The organism is Synechococcus sp. HK01-R (assembly GCF_014217855.1).
Taxonomy (GTDB): Bacteria; Cyanobacteriota; Cyanobacteriia; order PCC-6307; family Cyanobiaceae; genus Synechococcus_C.
On sequence record NZ_CP059059.1, the window covers coordinates 529,319 to 544,690 of the forward strand.

A 15,372-nucleotide genomic window follows, 5' to 3' on the forward strand; every position below is an offset into this window, starting at 1 on the left:
AAGCTGGTGGCGAGTCTTGCGACCTTCCTCAAAAACCTGGCTCCCTCGACAGCGTCTTTGCAGTAGGCAACAGCCTTAAGAGCAGTCCCCTTGGGGAGAAGATGGTGGCTGCCCTACAGGCTAACAGCCACTTCAGAGCCTAAATGGATGAGCGCTGGCGCCCGCAGCCGATCGATCTGAACGTTCTGAAGACCCTGCCTGAGGGCAGCCTCGGTCGCATCTACGCCGACCAACTGATCAGCCAGGGAATCACCCCCGACAGCTTGATCGATCCATCCCCAGTGACCACCGCGCAGGATTTCGTGGTGCACCGACTCAAAGAAACCCACGACATCGTGCACGTCCTGACTGGCTTCGGGATCGATGGGGCCAGTGAACTGAGGCTCCAGGGGTTCAACCTTGCGCAGAATCGCTCACCCATTGCCGTGATGCTGATCTTCGGCGGGATGCTTTCAGCCCTTCAGAACGACGAACCTCTCGCCCCGATGCTGCGAGCCTTGGCGCAGGGCTTTCAGATGGGACTTGATGCGGAGCTGGTCATTGCTCGAAAACTCGAAGATGGTTGGGATCGGCCCCTGAGCGACTGGCGAAGAGAACTGAAACTTCCCGTCGAGTCCGAGCCATGACCAAGACGCTGGGGAGCAATGAGCTCTACAGCGCCAACAGGGTTGAGCCATGGACTCATGACAACGCTGCATGCAGCTCCTCCCGGGCCGCGGCCAACGCTGCATCCAATGCAGCACCATCACGCCCTCCGGCCTGGGCCAGGTTGGGGCGGCCGCCACCGCCGCCACCGCAGACCTTGGCGATTCCACCAATGAACTTGCCGGCCTGGAGCTTGGCGGCAATCACCCCCTTACCAAAGGCTGCCACCAGAATCACCTTGCCTTGATCAGCTGGATCCGGCAGGCCTCCAAGCACCACGGCAGCCCCATCGCCGAGCTGATCGGCCAGGCTCTGGGCCGCCCCTTGTAGGCCGGCACCGTCCACACCATCCAAGCGTTCCACCAGCAGCTGGAAGCCAGCCAAAGCCGTGGCCTTGCCTGCCAGTGCCGCCGACTTGGCCACGGCCAACTCCGCCTGAGCCGCTGACAGCGCCTTCCCCGTGGCCTTGAGTTCCTCCTGTAGCGCGATCACCCGTTCCACGATCTCGCCGGGCTGGGCCTTGAAGCGCTCACCCAGCTGTTTCACTACCGCATCGCGCTCATTGAGATACGCCAGCACCGCCGGGCCGGCCACGGCCTCGATGCGGCGGATGCCGGCAGCCACGCCGCTCTCGCTCACGATCTTGAACAGACCGATCTCAGCGGTATTGGCCACATGGGTCCCTCCGCAGAGCTCCATCGACACCCCCGGGACATCGACGACGCGCACGACATCGGCATACTTCTCGCCGAACATCGCCACGGCACCGGCGGCCTTGGCTTTCTCGATCGCCATCTCCTGCACCTCAAGCCGGTGGGCCTCGCTGATCCAGCCATTGATCAAGGTCTCGATCTGCTCGAGCTCCGCCCCAGTCACCGCCCGAGGGCAGTGGAAATCGAAACGCAAGCGCTCGAAATCCACCAGGGATCCAGCCTGGCCAATTCCGGGATCCACCACCTGCTTCAGCGCAGCCTGCAACAGATGCGTGGCCGTGTGATTGGCCTGGGCCCGGCGCCGACAGGCGCGATCCACCTGACCATGCACCACAGCACCAACGCTGAGGCTGCCGCGCTCCACACGGCCGCTGTGCACGAACACACTGCGGTTCCGCGACACAGCGTCGATCGCCACGATCAGTCCGTTGCCGTCGGCGCCGTCTCCGGCCAGTACGCCACGGTCTCCCACCTGGCCGCCACCCTCGCCATAGAAGGGCGTGGTGTCGAGCACCACCTGCACCGCATCACCGGCCACAGCGGTTTGGGCGGGCTCGCCGTTCACCACCAGCGCCTGCACGCTGCTGCTGTGTTCCAAAAGCTCATAGCCCCGGAAGCTTGTGGCATCGAGTTCAGCCGCCACCTGATCGATCGCATCCTGAAGGGTGAGATCGATGCTCACGGCTGCCGCCTTGGCCCGCTGACGCTGGGCCTCCATAGCCGCCTCGAACCCCTCAAGATCCACCCTGAGGCCATGCTCCTCGGCAATCTCCTCGGTGAGTTCGAGTGGAAAGCCATAGGTGTCGTAGAGCTCGAAGGCCTGCTCGCCTGAGATCTGCTTGGGCTTAGCCGCAAGCACATCCGCCAGCAGCTTTTCGCCGCGCTCGAGGGTTTCAAGAAAGCGGGCTTCCTCGCGCTGAAGTTCGGCAAGGATCACCTCCTTGCGCTCAATCAATTGGGGATGCACCGCCTGCATCAAAGCAATCGACGCCTCACCCATCGCCGTCAGGAAAGGCTTGTCGATCCCCAGGAGGCGTCCATGCCGCACCACCCGGCGCAGCAGGCGACGCAGGATGTAGCCGCGGCCAAGGTTGCTGGCGGTCACGCCATCGCAGATGAGCTGAGTCACGGCTCGGCTGTGGTCACCGATCACTTTCAGGCTCGTCTTGCCCTTGTCATCCAGGGCCTTGTAATCAACTCCTGCAAGAGCAGCCGCCGTTTCGATCAGCGGATAGATGAGGTCGGTCTCGTAGTTGTTGGGCACCCCCTGGAGGATCTGGGCCATCCGCTCGAGGCCCATGCCGGTATCGATGTTGCGATTGGCAAGCGGGGTGAGGGTGCCCTCCGCATCGCGGTTGTACTGCATGAACACCAAGTTGTAGAACTCGATGAACCGGGAGTCGTCTTCGAGATCGATTCCCTCATCACCAAGGTCGGGCTTGAAGTCGTAATAGATCTCCGAACAGGGGCCACAGGGGCCGGTCGGCCCAGATGCCCAGAAGTTATCGGCCTCATCCATGCGAATGATCCGCTTGGGGTTGACCCCCACCACGTCACGCCAGATCACCTCGGCTTCGTCGTCCTCACGGAACACACTCACCACGAGATTCTTCGGATCCAATCCGAACACCCCGGTGCTCAACTCCCAGGCCCACTCAATCGCCTGCTGCTTGAAATAGTCCCCGAACGAGAAATTGCCGAGCATCTCGAAAAAGGTGTGGTGCCGCGCCGTGCGACCCACGTTTTCGATGTCATTGGTGCGAATGCACTTCTGTGAACTGGTCGCACAGGGTGCCGGCCGCTCCTGCTGGCCGAGGAAGACCGGCTTGAACGGCAACATGCCGGCGATCGTGAGCAACACCGTGGGGTCCTCTGGCACCAGGGAGGCACTCGCCATGCGTGCATGCCCCCGCTGCTCAAAGAAGCTGAGGAAGGCCTCGCGAATCTGCGCACCGCTGCGGGGACGTGCTTCCTGCGGACGCGACGATCGTGCAACAGCCATGGCGGTTTCGGGCTTGAGGAGCAGGGCCAGCAGCCATGATCGCCCCTGAGCCGCCACTCACCTTGGCCGCCCCACCCACCTCCACCAAGGCACCGGACCCGGACAGCCGTGCTCAGCTGCGGCTGCGCTCCATGGGCTGGGCGCTGCTCGCGGGACTCTGTGCCGGGTTGATCGGCCTACCCCTCGGGGTGGAACAGGCCGTCCGCGCCACCGGCTGCGGGCTCTTCTATGGACTGCTGGCCTTCCATCTCGAACGGGTGGACCCGGAGGATTCACACCTGCAGGCCGGGCTTGTTGGCGCGATCTGCGGTGTGCGCAGCCTGGGGATGGCCCTGCCCTCTCCAATGGGGGGTCTGGACGCCCTGGCATCATTAGGAGAGGAACTCCTTCTGGCGTGGTTGCCGTTGATCGGCAGCGCACTCCTGCTCCACGGCACCCATCGCATGTTGTCTGCGTCGCGGCCATGAGCCTGCTGCACGCCACCTGGCTCCCTGCCATCCGCACTCCGACCAGCTCCGGGCGACCGGCCCTGCTGGTGTGGGCAGACACGTGGCGTGTTGCTGAGCCTGCCGGTCCAGGCCTCACGCCAGCGCTTCACCCCTTCACCCTGAGCCCCGATGATCTGCGGGCCTGGCTGACCGAACGCGACCTCCTCCCCGAAGGAATCATCGACGCGACCGCCTGCCTCACGCTGCCGAGCCGCAGTCTGAAGCGCCGCAAAAAACGATCAGACAGCAACGACAGCGAGGAGAACGACGGCTGGACAGGGCTCCCCCTCCAAGCGGGTGAGCCGATTCCCAAGCAGACCGAATGGTGGCCCTGGCAAGTGCAGGGCCTGGCGATCGAACCCGGTGCAGCCACCAGCTGGCTTGCACGCCTCCCCCTCTCAGGTCGCCACCCTGACCTGGCCGATGAACTGCGCTGGTGGAGCCACATGCAGCGCTGGGCCCTGAGCCTGATCGCCCGTGGACGCTGGATTCCACAGGTGGAGCAGAGCAAAGGCGAGGGCTACCCCCATCGGGCCCGCTGGGTGCCGCTGCTCAATCGTGAGGACGATCGCAGACGCTTGGAGGATCTGGCCTCCCGCCTGCCCCTGGTGGCCACCTGCGCCCTGCCCTGGCGGGAGCCGACCGGCCGGCGCAGCAATCGCACGACCCGGCTCAGGCCAGAAGCCATGCGAGCCGCCAACCCGGTGGCCTGCTGTCGACCTCGCAGCGGTCGCTTACGCGTGGCAACCCTCCTGGAAGACCTTGTGGATGCCCAGTTGCGCATGGGCTTCACACCCCAAAGCGAGGGGCTCGATCCCCTCCTGACCGCCTGGCAGGACGCCCTCGGATCCGACACCGGCGTGATCACCCTGGGCGATGAGGAAGCTGAACGCCTGGCGACCGCCAGTCACCACTGGCGAGAAGGAGTGGCCGGCAATGTGGCCGCTGCCCGCGCCTGCCTGGAGCTGGAAACTCCAGCGGAAGGCGAGGACCTTTGGACCCTGCGGTTCGCCCTGCAGGCGGAGGCCGATCCCACCCTGAAGGTGCCCGCAGGGGTGGCCTGGGCCGCCGGTCCCAAGGGGCTGCAGTTGGGTGAGATCGCTGTCGACCACCCTGGCGAACTGCTGCTGGAGGGGATGGGACGGGCGCTCACGGTGTTCACGCCGATCGAACGCGGGCTCGACAGCGCCACCCCGGAAGCGATGCAAATCACGCCGGCTGAGGCCTTCGTTCTGGTGCGCACCGCCGCCCGCCAGCTTCGTGATGTCGGCGTCGGTGTCGACTTACCCCCCAGCCTGTCCGGCGGCCTGGCCAGTCGTCTTGGCCTGGCAATCCAGGCGGAACTGCCCGAGCGCTCCCGCGGCTTCACCCTCGGTGAAAACCTCGACTGGAGTTGGGAACTGATGATCGGCGGTGTGACGCTGACGCTGCGCGAACTGGAACGACTGGCGGGCAAGCGCAGCCCTCTGGTGAATCACAAGGGGGCCTGGATTGAACTTCGCCCCAACGACCTCAAGAACGCCGAGCGTTTTTTCGCCGCCAAACCCGATCTCAGCCTCGACGATGCCCTGCGCCTGACTGCCACAGAAGGCGACACGCTGATGCGGATGCCTGTGCACCGTCTGGAAGCCGGCCCACGGCTGCAGGCGGTGCTGGAGCAATACCACCAGCAGAAGGCCCCCGACCCGCTGCCCGCTCCCGAGGGCTTCTGCGGTCAGCTGCGCCCTTACCAGGAGCGCGGCCTTGGCTGGCTCGCCTTCCTGCATCGCTTTGACCAAGGCGCCTGTCTGGCCGATGACATGGGCCTGGGCAAGACGATCCAGTTGCTCGCCTTCCTCCAACACCTGAAGGCTGAGCAGGAGCTGAAACGACCGGTGCTGTTGGTGGCTCCCACCTCGGTGCTGACCAACTGGAAACGGGAGGCGGCCGCCTTCACCCCGGAACTGCAGGTCAAGGAGCACTACGGCCCTCGACGCCCGTCGACCCCCGCAGCGCTGAAGAAAGACCTCAAAGATGTGGATCTCGTGCTCACCAGCTATGGCCTGTTGCAGCGGGACAGTGAACTGCTGGAGAGCATGGACTGGCAGGGAATGGTGATCGATGAAGCACAGGCGATCAAGAACCCCAGTGCCAAGCAGAGCCAGGCGGCCCGGGACCTGGCCCGCCCCGGACGCGGTAGCCGATTCCGGATCGCCCTGACGGGCACACCGGTGGAGAACCGAGTGAGCGAACTCTGGGCCCTGATGGACTTTCTCAATCCCAGGGTCCTCGGGGAGGAGGACTTCTTCCGCCAGCGCTACCGGATGCCGATTGAGCGCTACGGCGACATGTCGTCGCTTCGGGATCTCAAATCCCGCGTGGGGCCCTTCATCCTGAGGCGCCTGAAAACAGACAAAGCCATCATTTCCGACCTGCCGGAGAAGGTGGAACTGAGCGAGTGGGTGGGGCTCAGCAAGGAGCAGAAGTCGCTCTATGCCAAAACCGTGGAGGACACCCTCGATGCGATCGCCCGTGCCCCCCGCGGCCAGCGCCATGGTCAGGTGCTGGGCCTGCTCACCAGGCTGAAGCAAATTTGCAACCATCCGGCTCTGGCTCTCAAGGAAGAGAGCGCCAGCGAGGATTTCCTGCAACGTTCCGTGAAGCTTCAGCGGCTCGAAGAGATCCTCGAGGAGGTGATCGAAGCCGGCGACCGTGCCCTGCTCTTCACCCAATTCGCTGAATGGGGTCACCTGCTGCAGGGTTACCTCCAACGTCGCTGGCGCAGCGAGGTGCCCTTCCTGAGCGGCAGCACCAGCAAGGGTGAACGCCAGGCAATGGTCGATCGCTTTCAGGAAGACCCGCGTGGGCCTCAGCTGTTCCTGCTGTCACTCAAGGCCGGTGGTGTGGGCCTCAACCTCACCCGCGCCAGCCATGTCTTCCATATCGACCGCTGGTGGAACCCAGCGGTTGAAAACCAGGCCACTGACCGTGCTTACCGGATTGGCCAGACCAACCGGGTGATGGTGCACAAGTTCATCACCAGCGGCTCAGTGGAAGAGAAGATCGACCGGATGATCCGCGAGAAATCCAGACTGGCAGAAGACATCATCGGCTCAGGCGAAGATTGGCTTGGTGGCCTCGATATGGGCCAGCTCAAGGAATTGGTGAGCCTCGAGGACAACTGAGGACAACGCATGACCATCACCCCCACCGGTAACGGCATCAACACCTCCCTGGGCGATGAAGGCCTGGGGCAGCAGCCCTGGTGGGTCGAACAGTGGATGGAGCTGATCAACTCCTACCGCTTCAAGAAACGCTTGGAGCGGGCCTGGGCCTACGCCCGAGAAGGGCATGTGACCTCAATCCGCTTCGAGGGGCGACGGGTGCATGCCCGCGTGCAAGGCACCGGTGAAGACCCTTACAAAGTGAAGCTCTGGCTCGATGTGCTTAGCGACGAAGACTGGGGCTACGTGCTTAAGGCCCTGACCCAGAAAGCGCGTTGGTCAGCCCAGTTGCTGGCAGGAATCATGCCGTCGGACATCGAACGGGCTTTCGCAGCCAGCGGCAGGCGTCTGTTCCCCTTCAAACTTCAAGAGGTGCGCAGCGAGTGCAGCTGCCCTGACAAGGCCAACCCCTGCAAGCACATCAGCGCTGTGTACTTCCTGATGGGGGAGCGCTTCAGCGAAGACCCGTTCGTGCTCTTCCAACTGCGGGGGAGAACCCGGGCCAAGCTTCTGGAAGACCTGGCGGAACAGCGGCGTGAAGCCCTCGAGGCCATCGCCCAGGACGAGGAGGCGTCCGCCTCTGCAACCAGCGACACCCCCACGACCCTGACCCCACCCCATCCAGCCGTCCTGGATCCCACCCTTTGGTGGCGCTATGACGCTGCACTGGATGGAGACCTGGTGGTGATCACCCCGGCCATGGAGGGCGACACCGGCCTGGATGCGGCTGGCGAGCTTCCTCTGGCTGAGGAACCGCGATTTCCCGATGCCAAACAGCAGTTTCTTGCCCATCTGAGGGAGCAGGGTCAAACCCTGGCCCAGCAAGCGATGCTGGCGGCCATGGCCACCGGTGGCTGAGCAGACCTCCCAAGAGCACAACAGTGCCAAAGAGCGAGCCCTGCCCCTTGAGGAGGCTCCTTGGCTGAGCCTGGAGAAACGCGGTCTCGTCAACATCCTGTTGCTCTCCCATCAACGGGCCTTCGGCACTCCGCTGCTGGCCGGCGACCGCACGGGCAGCTCGCGCCGCCTCGCCTGCCAGGAGCTGTTTGCCGTCGACATGGCTGTACTGGCCCATGACGGTGCTGCGCTCGACTCCAACGAAGGGCCCCGCCTCACCTATGCCAATGCCGCCGCCCTCAGGCTCTGGCGGCATACCTGGCCCACCATGATCGGGATGCCCTCCAGGCTCACCGCCCCCGCAAACGCCCGCCGAGAAAGGGCCCAGGCTCTGCAGACCGCCCAACGTCGGGATGCTTACCAGGGCTATCGCGGCATTCGCATCGATCGCGAGGGGCGGCGGTTCATGATCAACAACGCCAGCATCTGGACGCTCTGGGATGAGGAGGGGCGTGCCTGTGGGCAAGCCGCTGCCTTCTCAGATTGGTGGTGGCTCTAAGGGCTGCCACTAACCCTGTTCGGTTCTTGCGACATTCCAGGTGTGACAACCGAATCAGGTCGTCCAGACCGAACCAAAGAGGGCGGTTCTCCGGCTGTTTGTTCTCAATCGAGCCACGCAGATTAGCGCTGTGGGTGACAACCAACACCCCAGAACTCCCCCCTTTTGGAGGACCTTTCATGATCACCCTTCGCCAATCCCCCTTCGACCTTTTTGAGCGCCTGGAGCAGCAACTGGCCCAGGCCGAGCGCGTTCCCGCCGCCGAGATCCGCGACCACGCTGATGCCTATGTCATCCGCGTGGAGCTACCGGGTGTCGAGCGCAACACGATCGACGTGCAGGCCACCGATCGCAGCGTGAGCGTGAGCGCTGAGCGCCAGTGCCCTGGCGAAGACAAGGCCGATGACACCGCCCTGTTGAGCGAGTTTCGCTACGGGACATGGAGCCGCAGCTTTCGCTTTCCCCAAGGCATCGACCGCGAGCAGCTGCGCGCCAGCTATCGCGATGGCGTGCTTGAGATCCGGGCCGGCAAGGCCCAGACCCGCACGTCCGTGACCGTCGCCCTGGAGGACTGACCGGGAGACAGCTGCTGAGGAGAGGAACGGAGTCCTGGCCCCTGCCGAATCGGCAGGGGCCTTTTTCTTGCGTCGCGCTAACGGCCCAGACCGAGCAAGTCGTAGCCAATGAACACCAGCGAAAACAGAACGAAAAACGCGAGGCCGATCCAACAGAGCCCCCGCATCAAGGGGCCATAGCGATGCTCCGCCGGCACGAGGGAACTGTTCATGGTGTCCATCGCCATCCAGGCGAACAAAGGAGCCGTGATGAAGCTGCCTGCCATCGCACCGAACACGAAATCCTTCACACCGACACCTCCACTGGCGGCCAACAGCAGGGCCCCAACAGAAGCGAGGAAATGGAGCAGAACCCAGAGAGCCAAGCGCCGGCGCTGGGGCCCTGGTGCAGCGTCACCCCGATCCTTGCCCTGCAGGAGTCCCTGAATCGCCGAAATACTGCGGGGATAGGCATCCAGACAGGTGAGGGTGGTGCTGAACATCGCGGAAAAGGCCGCTGGCACGATCACCCAGGCCGCCCAGCCACCCATCGCCTCGGTGTAAAGGCGAATCAGCTTTTGGGCAAAGGAGACACCACTGCCCGAGAGCATGCCGTCGCCGGTGCCGTACATCGTGTAGGCCCCCAGGATCACGAAAAACACAGCCGTGATCACCGTCACCCCATAGCCAAGGTTGAAGTCGAATTCCGCCTCGGCCCTGGTCGCTGTGTGCTGGCTATCGCGGGCGCGGGAGAACATCCAAAGAGAGGGCCAGACACACATCTCCACGGGCCCTGGCATCCAGCCCATCAGGGGGATGAGGAATCCCAGATTGGCGAGGGTCCATGGGCTGGGATCCGAACGCGTCCAGCTGGCCGCCACATCAGCCACGGGTCCTCGCAGCAACAGGCTGAGGGCGGCAACACCGGTGAGCAGGGTGAGCAGAGCCACCAGCAGCTTGGAGATCCGGTCGAGAGCCCGATAGTGACCCACGAGCAGAAGCAGGGCACTCATGACGAGCACAGCGATCGCAAGGCCGTAGGGATCGAGCGTTTGAAGGAGCGGAACATTCGTGAGCAAGACCCCCGCCACAAAGCTGACCGCAGCAATCGTGAGCGTCCCCGTCACCAGGCTGACGATCAGATAAAGCGGCAGATAAGCGCGACTGCGGGCCTGAAAACCCTCGAGCAGCGACTGGCCCGTGACGGCGGTGAAACGACTGCCCACCAACAGGAAGGGGTACTTGAGCAGATTGGTGAGCAGGATCAAACCCAGCAGGGCAAAACCGAAGCGGGCGCCCGCTGTGGTGGATGACATCAGATGGGAGCCGCCGATGCAGGCACCCGCCAGAAGGATTCCAGGGCCCAGGCTCTGGCGCAGGCCACTCCAGCCCCGCCCAACGCTTGTGGTCATAACGGCCAGTCGCACTTCGGGTCATCCTCGACCCCAGCCCGTCACCCGCAGCCCGTCACACGAGAGCCTGTAACGCCTGAGCGCTCGGCAGGGCTGGACACCTGAGAGTGTTTCTAGAGTCAGGCACCGCCGCGCAATGACGTCATGGCAGTTGCCACCGGCCGACTCAGCCTGCAGTGTGAGGCGATCGCTGCTGACACCACCACGATCCGTTCCCTCGACTGGGATCGGAGCCGTTTCGATATCGAATTCGGCCTGCGCAACGGCACCACTTACAACGCCTTCCTGGTGCGCGGGGAACGCACTGCCCTGATCGACAGCAGCCACGCCAAATTCCGCGAGACCTGGCTGCCACTGCTCCGGGAGCAGATCGATCCGAAAGCGATCGATGTGATGATCGTGAGCCATACCGAACCGGACCATTCAGGGCTCATTGGCGACCTACTCGAACTGAATCCCGAGATCGAGATCGTGGCCTCGAAGGTGGCCATTCAGTTTCTCGAAAACCAGGTGCACCGACCCTTCCGCTCCAGGGCGGTGAAAAGCGGAGACTGCCTGGATCTCGGCATCAATCCCGACACGGGCACGGAGCATCGCTTCGAGTTCCTCAGCGCCCCCAACCTGCACTGGCCGGACACGATTTTCTCCTTTGATCACGGCACCGGCATCCTCTACACCTGTGATGCCTTCGGATTGCACTACTGCTCCGACGAGCTCTTCGATGTTGACCCAGGAGCGATCGCACCGGATTTCCGTTTTTATTACGACTGCCTGATGGGACCCAATGCCCGCAGCGTGCTGCAGGCCCTCAAGCGCATGGATGGTCTGCCGGCGATCAACACGGTCGCCGTCGGCCATGGACCACTGCTTCGCCACCACCTGGATCACTGGATTGAGGACTATCGAGAGTGGAGCGGGCAGCGCAGTAAGGGAGAGACCTATGCGGCCGTCTGCTACCTCAGCCAATACGGCTTCTGCGACCGGCTCAGCCAGGCGATCGCCCGGGGCATCGGCAAGGCGGAAGCGCAGGTCCAGCTCGTGGATCTGCGGGCGACGGATGCCCAGGAACTCTCCGCCTTGATCGGCGAGGCTCAGGCGGTGGTGGTTCCGACCTGGCCGGCGGAACCCGACAGCGAATTGCAGGCCTCCATTGGGACCCTGCTGGCCGCCCTGCACAGCAAGCAATGGGTTGGCGTCTATGACGCCTTCGGCGGCAACGATGCCCCGATCGATGCGGTGGCATCCCAGCTGCGAGCTCAAGAGCAGAAGGAAGCCTTCGCACCCTTGCGAATCCGCGCGCTTCCCAACGGCCAGGACTATCAGCGCTGCGAAGAAGCCGGCACCGACCTCGGTCAGCTGCTCACCCGTGACAAGACGATCGCGGCCATGAAGAGTCTGGATGGAGATCTCGACAAGGCTCTAGGCCGACTGAGCGGCGGACTTTATGTGGTGACGGCAAGCCAGGGTGAAGGAGAGAGCCTGCGCCGCAGCGCCATGGTGGCGAGCTGGGTGAGTCAGGCCAGCTTCACGCCGCCGGGCCTCACGATCGCCGTGGCCCGTGACAGGGCGATCGAGGCGCTGATGCAGGTGGGTGATCGCTTTGTGCTCAATGTGCTTCGGGAAAGCAATCACCAGCCCTTACTCCGCCATTTCCTCAAACGATTCCCGCCGGGTGCCGATCGCTTCGCCGGCGTGAACGTGCTCGAGGGCGTTGCCGATGGCGGCCCGGTGCTTGGTGATGCGCTGGCCTATCTGGGTTGCCGTGTGGAGCAGCGCATGGAGGGCCCCGACCACTGGATCATTTATGCGGTGGTGGAACAGGGCAACGTGGCGGACGCCGATGCCCGCACCGCAGTGCACCACCGCAAAGTTGGGAACCACTACTGATGGCCACCGCGATAACCGACAGCGAGAGAGCTGGAGAGCGGCGGGTTGTTCTGCTGCCGATCGCCGAAGGACTGCAAAGCCTGCGGGGCCTGAGCCCCCAGCGCCTGCGCTTTGAGCTGGAATACGCCCTGGAACGGGGCAGCACCGCGAACAGCTTCCTGTTCGATGCTGGCGTCGATGCCAGCGGACAGGCACGCCCTGCCCTGCTGGTTCATCCTCCAGGTGCGGCCTACGCCGATGTGTTCTTGCCTGCACTGGCCAGGAGCCTGCCCAGTGACACCCAGACGCTGCAAGTGGTGGTCGGGCACGTGAACCCCAACCGAGTGGCACTGCTGCGCAGCTTGGCGGAAACCTATGGCGGACTTGAGCTCATCAGCTCCAACCCTGGAGCCAAGTTGCTGACGGAGCTCTGGAACCAACGCAAACCGCTACCGCAAGGGGAGCCTGACCTGCGACCACCGCTTCCGGAGCTCCCACCGATTCAGGTGATCCGTCAGGAGACAACCCTGCCCCTGAGCCACGGCCATCAACTGCAGCTGCTGCCCGCCCCTAGCCCCCGTTGGCCTGGCGGGCTACTGGCCTTTGAGGAAAGCAGTGGCCTACTGATGAGCGACAAATTCTTCGCCGCTCACATCTGCACGGAGGCTTGGGCCGAAGCAAGCCGCACGGAGACAGAAGAGGAGCGCCGCCACTTCTATGACTGCCTGATGGCACCAATGGCAGCCCAAGTGGACTCCCTCGTGGAACGACTGGAGCAGCTCGACATCCGCACGATCGCCCCAGGCCATGGGCCGGCCATCGACGCCAGCTGGCGCAGTTTGCTCAGCGACTACCGCCGCTGGGGGGAAAGCCAGCAGGGCTCAACCCTGAATGTGCTGCTGCTCTTCGCCAGCGCCTATGGCAACACCGCAGCGATTGCCGATGCCTTGGCCCGCGGAGTCGGGCGCACGGGCGTGCGCGTCAACAGCCTCAACTGCGAGTTCACCCCCGCCGATGAATTGGTGGCGGCCATCCGCGCAGCAGACGCCATCCTGATCGGCTCCCCCACCCTGGGGGGCCATGCACCCACCCCAATCGTCTCCGCCCTCGGCACCGTGCTGGCAGAAGGCGACCGCAGCAAGCCTGTCGGCGTTTTCGGAAGCTTCGGCTGGAGCGGGGAAGCCCTCGACCTTCTGGAAACCAAGCTGCGCGATGGAGGCTTCAGTTTCGGCTTCGAACCGATCCGGATCAAATTCAGCCCCGATGCAGCCACCGTGCGCACCCTGGAGGAAACAGGCACCCGCTTTGCCCGCCAGCTCCAGCAGGAGCGCCGCAAACAGCAACGGCGCAGCGCCGGTGGCCTCAGCGAAAGCCGCAGTGATCCCTCGGTGCTGGCCCTAGGTCGCGTGGTGGGCTCTCTCTGTGTGCTGACCGCCCGCAAAGGGAACGGCGACAGCGCCCAGAGCGGAGCGATGGTGGCCAGCTGGGTGAGCCAGGCCAGCTTCACGCCTCCGGGAGTCACGGTGGCCGTGGCCAAGGATCGCGCCGTTGAAGCCCTGTTGCACAAGGGAGATCGCTTCGCTTTGAACGTGCTGGCGGAGGGAAGGGAGAGCGGTCCCATGAAACAGTTCCTGCAGCCGTTTGAACCGGGGGCGGACCGCCTGGCCGGCCTCGAACTAGTGAGCAGCCCCGGCGACCAGCCCTTGCTGCCAGAAGCCCTGGCCTGGCTGGAAGGGGACGTGAAGCAACGGATGGAATGTGGCGATCACTGGCTGATCTATGCGGAGGTGAAGCACGGGGGCATCCTTGACAGCGAGGGGGTGACGGCCGTTCACCAGCGACGAAGTGGCGCCAATTACTAAGAAACGCTGAAAACTGAACGACACTCGCAGCAGTCCCGGCAATCGAACCCTAACTCATACTCGTTATGAGTATGAGTTAGGGTTCGCTCAGTTGCGCTCCGCCCACGCATCCATGGATCTGAACAACGCCGCCACCCACGCCAATCTCGAGGCCGCCTTCGGCGGCGAGAGCATGGCCAACCGCAAATATCTCTTCTTCGCCGACGTGGCCAAAAAGCTCGGCAAGACCGAACTGGCCAAACTCTTTCGCGACACTGCCGCCCAGGAAACCGAGCACGCCTTCGCTCACTTCCGCCTGCTCCACCCTGAGCTGGTGATCGACGATCCGGCCAGCCTCAGTGAAGACGCCAAACAGGCGATGCTGGCTCGCTGCCTGGAACTGGCCATCGAGGGTGAAACCTACGAGTACACCACCATGTACCCCGAGTTCGCCGCCCAAGCCCGCAGCGATCGCGATGGCGGCGCCGAGGCGGAATTCAACGAACAGATCGACGAGTCCAAGGAACACGCCGGCATCTTCCGCGCCGCTGCCAAGAATTTCGGCCTGCTCGCACCGATCGAGCAGCATCACGCTGAGCGCTACGGCGTCGCCCTCGAAGCGCTGCAAGGCAAGGGAGAGGCCGGAGAGGCCGATGAGCCGGTCGCCGGCCTATGGATCTGCAAGGTGTGCTCGATGATCTACGACCCCGCCCAGGGCGACCCCGACTCCGGGATTGCTCCAGGCACGCCGTTTGAAGCGATTCCAGACGACTGGACCTGCCCGATCTGCGGCGCCCGCAAAGCCAGCTTTGTGCCCTACCGGGAGGCGGAATTGAAATCCGCTTGACGCTCCCCCCAGGCGTGCAAGGAATTCAGCACTGGCAAAAGCTCATTCCCAAGGTCCGTCAGCGCGTATTCCACGCGCGGCGGCACCTCGGGATGGATCGTCCGATGCACCACACCATCGGCCTCTAAATCGCGTAGCTGAGCCGTCAACACTTTCTGACTCACACCATTCAGTGCCCGCTGCAAATCAGAAAAGCGCTGGATACCATCCACTAATTCACGAAGGATGAGCAACTTCCAGCGCCCCTGAATCACTTTCAAGGCCAACTCGGCCTTGCAATTGCTGTGATCGTGTCCAGCGCGGAACCCCCCGTCATCAGCCATGGGTTACCTCGAGGTCACCGAACCACTTTGCGGTGCGTCCTTGTGCAATGGCAAGCCATCAGCTGACCATCAAGAAGCCAAA

12 protein-coding genes are annotated in these 15,372 nt (G+C 63.7%); 9 read left to right on the forward strand and 3 right to left on the reverse strand.

Annotated features, from left to right (window positions below; translation table 11 throughout):
• Nucleotides 1–143 precede the first annotated feature (143 nt).
• Nucleotides 144–626 carry a Coq4 family protein gene (locus H0O21_RS02825; RefSeq protein WP_370523075.1) on the forward strand — a complete coding sequence of 161 codons (483 nt, stop codon included), beginning with the start codon at nt 144–146 and terminating at the stop codon, nt 624–626.
• A gap of 55 nt (nt 627–681) precedes the next feature.
• On the opposite strand, the gene alaS is transcribed toward H0O21_RS02825, so the two are convergent.
• Entirely contained in the window at nt 682–3,360 is a 2,679-nt protein-coding gene (gene alaS / locus H0O21_RS02830) for an alanine--tRNA ligase (RefSeq protein WP_185190314.1), read from the reverse strand.
• A 35-nt stretch (nt 3,361–3,395) separates the two neighbouring features.
• On the opposite strand from alaS, the gene H0O21_RS02835 reads away from it, so the two are divergent.
• From H0O21_RS02835 to H0O21_RS02855, 5 genes are all read left to right on the forward strand, one after another.
• The gene (locus tag H0O21_RS02835) at nt 3,396–3,827 is read left to right on the forward strand and encodes a hypothetical protein (protein ID WP_131455001.1); all 432 of its coding nucleotides are present in this window, start codon (nt 3,396–3,398) and stop codon (nt 3,825–3,827) included.
• Entirely contained in the window at nt 3,824–7,012 is a 3,189-nt protein-coding gene (locus H0O21_RS02840) for a DEAD/DEAH box helicase (RefSeq protein ID WP_185190315.1), read from the forward strand. Before H0O21_RS02835 ends, H0O21_RS02840 begins: the two co-directional genes overlap by 4 nt.
• A gap of 9 nt (nt 7,013–7,021) precedes the next feature.
• The gene (locus H0O21_RS02845; RefSeq protein ID WP_185190316.1) at nt 7,022–7,909 is read left to right on the forward strand and encodes an SWIM zinc finger family protein; all 888 of its coding nucleotides are present in this window, start codon (nt 7,022–7,024) and stop codon (nt 7,907–7,909) included.
• Complete coding sequence (locus H0O21_RS02850) at nt 7,902–8,447, forward strand: MEKHLA domain-containing protein (RefSeq protein ID WP_255441103.1); 546 nt, start codon at nt 7,902–7,904, stop codon at nt 8,445–8,447. Before H0O21_RS02845 ends, H0O21_RS02850 begins: the two co-directional genes overlap by 8 nt.
• Nucleotides 8,448–8,626: 179 nt before the next feature.
• On the forward strand, nt 8,627–9,022 hold the full coding sequence (locus H0O21_RS02855; RefSeq protein ID WP_131455004.1) for an Hsp20/alpha crystallin family protein: 396 nt from the start codon (nt 8,627–8,629) through the stop codon (nt 9,020–9,022).
• Between the two features lie 77 nt (nt 9,023–9,099).
• Here the strand turns inward: H0O21_RS02855 and H0O21_RS02860 are convergent, their stop codons facing one another.
• Complete coding sequence (locus H0O21_RS02860; RefSeq protein WP_185190317.1) at nt 9,100–10,413, reverse strand: NRAMP family divalent metal transporter; 1,314 nt, start codon at nt 10,411–10,413, stop codon at nt 9,100–9,102.
• Nucleotides 10,414–10,557: 144 nt separating this feature from the next.
• Between H0O21_RS02860 and H0O21_RS02865 the strand changes: the two genes are divergently transcribed.
• From H0O21_RS02865 to H0O21_RS13560, 3 genes are all read left to right on the forward strand, one after another.
• Complete coding sequence (locus tag H0O21_RS02865; RefSeq protein WP_185190318.1) at nt 10,558–12,300, forward strand: diflavin flavoprotein; 1,743 nt, start codon at nt 10,558–10,560, stop codon at nt 12,298–12,300.
• A complete protein-coding gene (locus H0O21_RS02870) occupies nt 12,300–14,141 on the forward strand; it encodes a diflavin flavoprotein (protein ID WP_185190319.1) in 1,842 nt (613 codons plus the stop codon). Before H0O21_RS02865 ends, H0O21_RS02870 begins: the two co-directional genes overlap by 1 nt.
• A 112-nt stretch (nt 14,142–14,253) precedes the next feature.
• Nucleotides 14,254–14,967, forward strand: a complete 714-nt coding sequence (locus H0O21_RS13560) for a rubrerythrin family protein (protein WP_185190320.1) — start codon at nt 14,254–14,256, stop codon at nt 14,965–14,967.
• Here the strand turns inward: H0O21_RS13560 and H0O21_RS02880 are convergent.
• Entirely contained in the window at nt 14,937–15,290 is a 354-nt protein-coding gene (locus H0O21_RS02880) for a helix-turn-helix domain-containing protein (RefSeq protein WP_131455009.1), read from the reverse strand. The two genes, H0O21_RS13560 and H0O21_RS02880, sit on opposite strands and share 31 nt — an antisense overlap.
• Nucleotides 15,291–15,372 lie beyond the last annotated feature (82 nt).

Coding starts and splice junctions, on each gene's coding strand:
- H0O21_RS02860 (WP_185190317.1), bottom strand. CDS start 10,413: ATGACCACAAGCGTTGGGCGGGGCTGGAGTGGCCTGCGCCAGAGCCTG.
- H0O21_RS02825 (WP_370523075.1), top strand. CDS start 144: ATGGATGAGCGCTGGCGCCCGCAGCCGATCGATCTGAACGTTCTGAAG.
- H0O21_RS02835 (WP_131455001.1), top strand. CDS start 3,396: ATGATCGCCCCTGAGCCGCCACTCACCTTGGCCGCCCCACCCACCTCC.
- H0O21_RS13560 (WP_185190320.1), top strand. CDS start 14,254: ATGGATCTGAACAACGCCGCCACCCACGCCAATCTCGAGGCCGCCTTC.
- H0O21_RS02865 (WP_185190318.1), top strand. CDS start 10,558: ATGGCAGTTGCCACCGGCCGACTCAGCCTGCAGTGTGAGGCGATCGCT.
- H0O21_RS02845 (WP_185190316.1), top strand. CDS start 7,022: ATGACCATCACCCCCACCGGTAACGGCATCAACACCTCCCTGGGCGAT.
- alaS (WP_185190314.1), bottom strand. CDS start 3,360: ATGGCTGTTGCACGATCGTCGCGTCCGCAGGAAGCACGTCCCCGCAGC.
- H0O21_RS02880 (WP_131455009.1), bottom strand. CDS start 15,290: ATGGCTGATGACGGGGGGTTCCGCGCTGGACACGATCACAGCAATTGC.
- H0O21_RS02840 (WP_185190315.1), top strand. CDS start 3,824: ATGAGCCTGCTGCACGCCACCTGGCTCCCTGCCATCCGCACTCCGACC.
- H0O21_RS02870 (WP_185190319.1), top strand. CDS start 12,300: ATGGCCACCGCGATAACCGACAGCGAGAGAGCTGGAGAGCGGCGGGTT.
- H0O21_RS02855 (WP_131455004.1), top strand. CDS start 8,627: ATGATCACCCTTCGCCAATCCCCCTTCGACCTTTTTGAGCGCCTGGAG.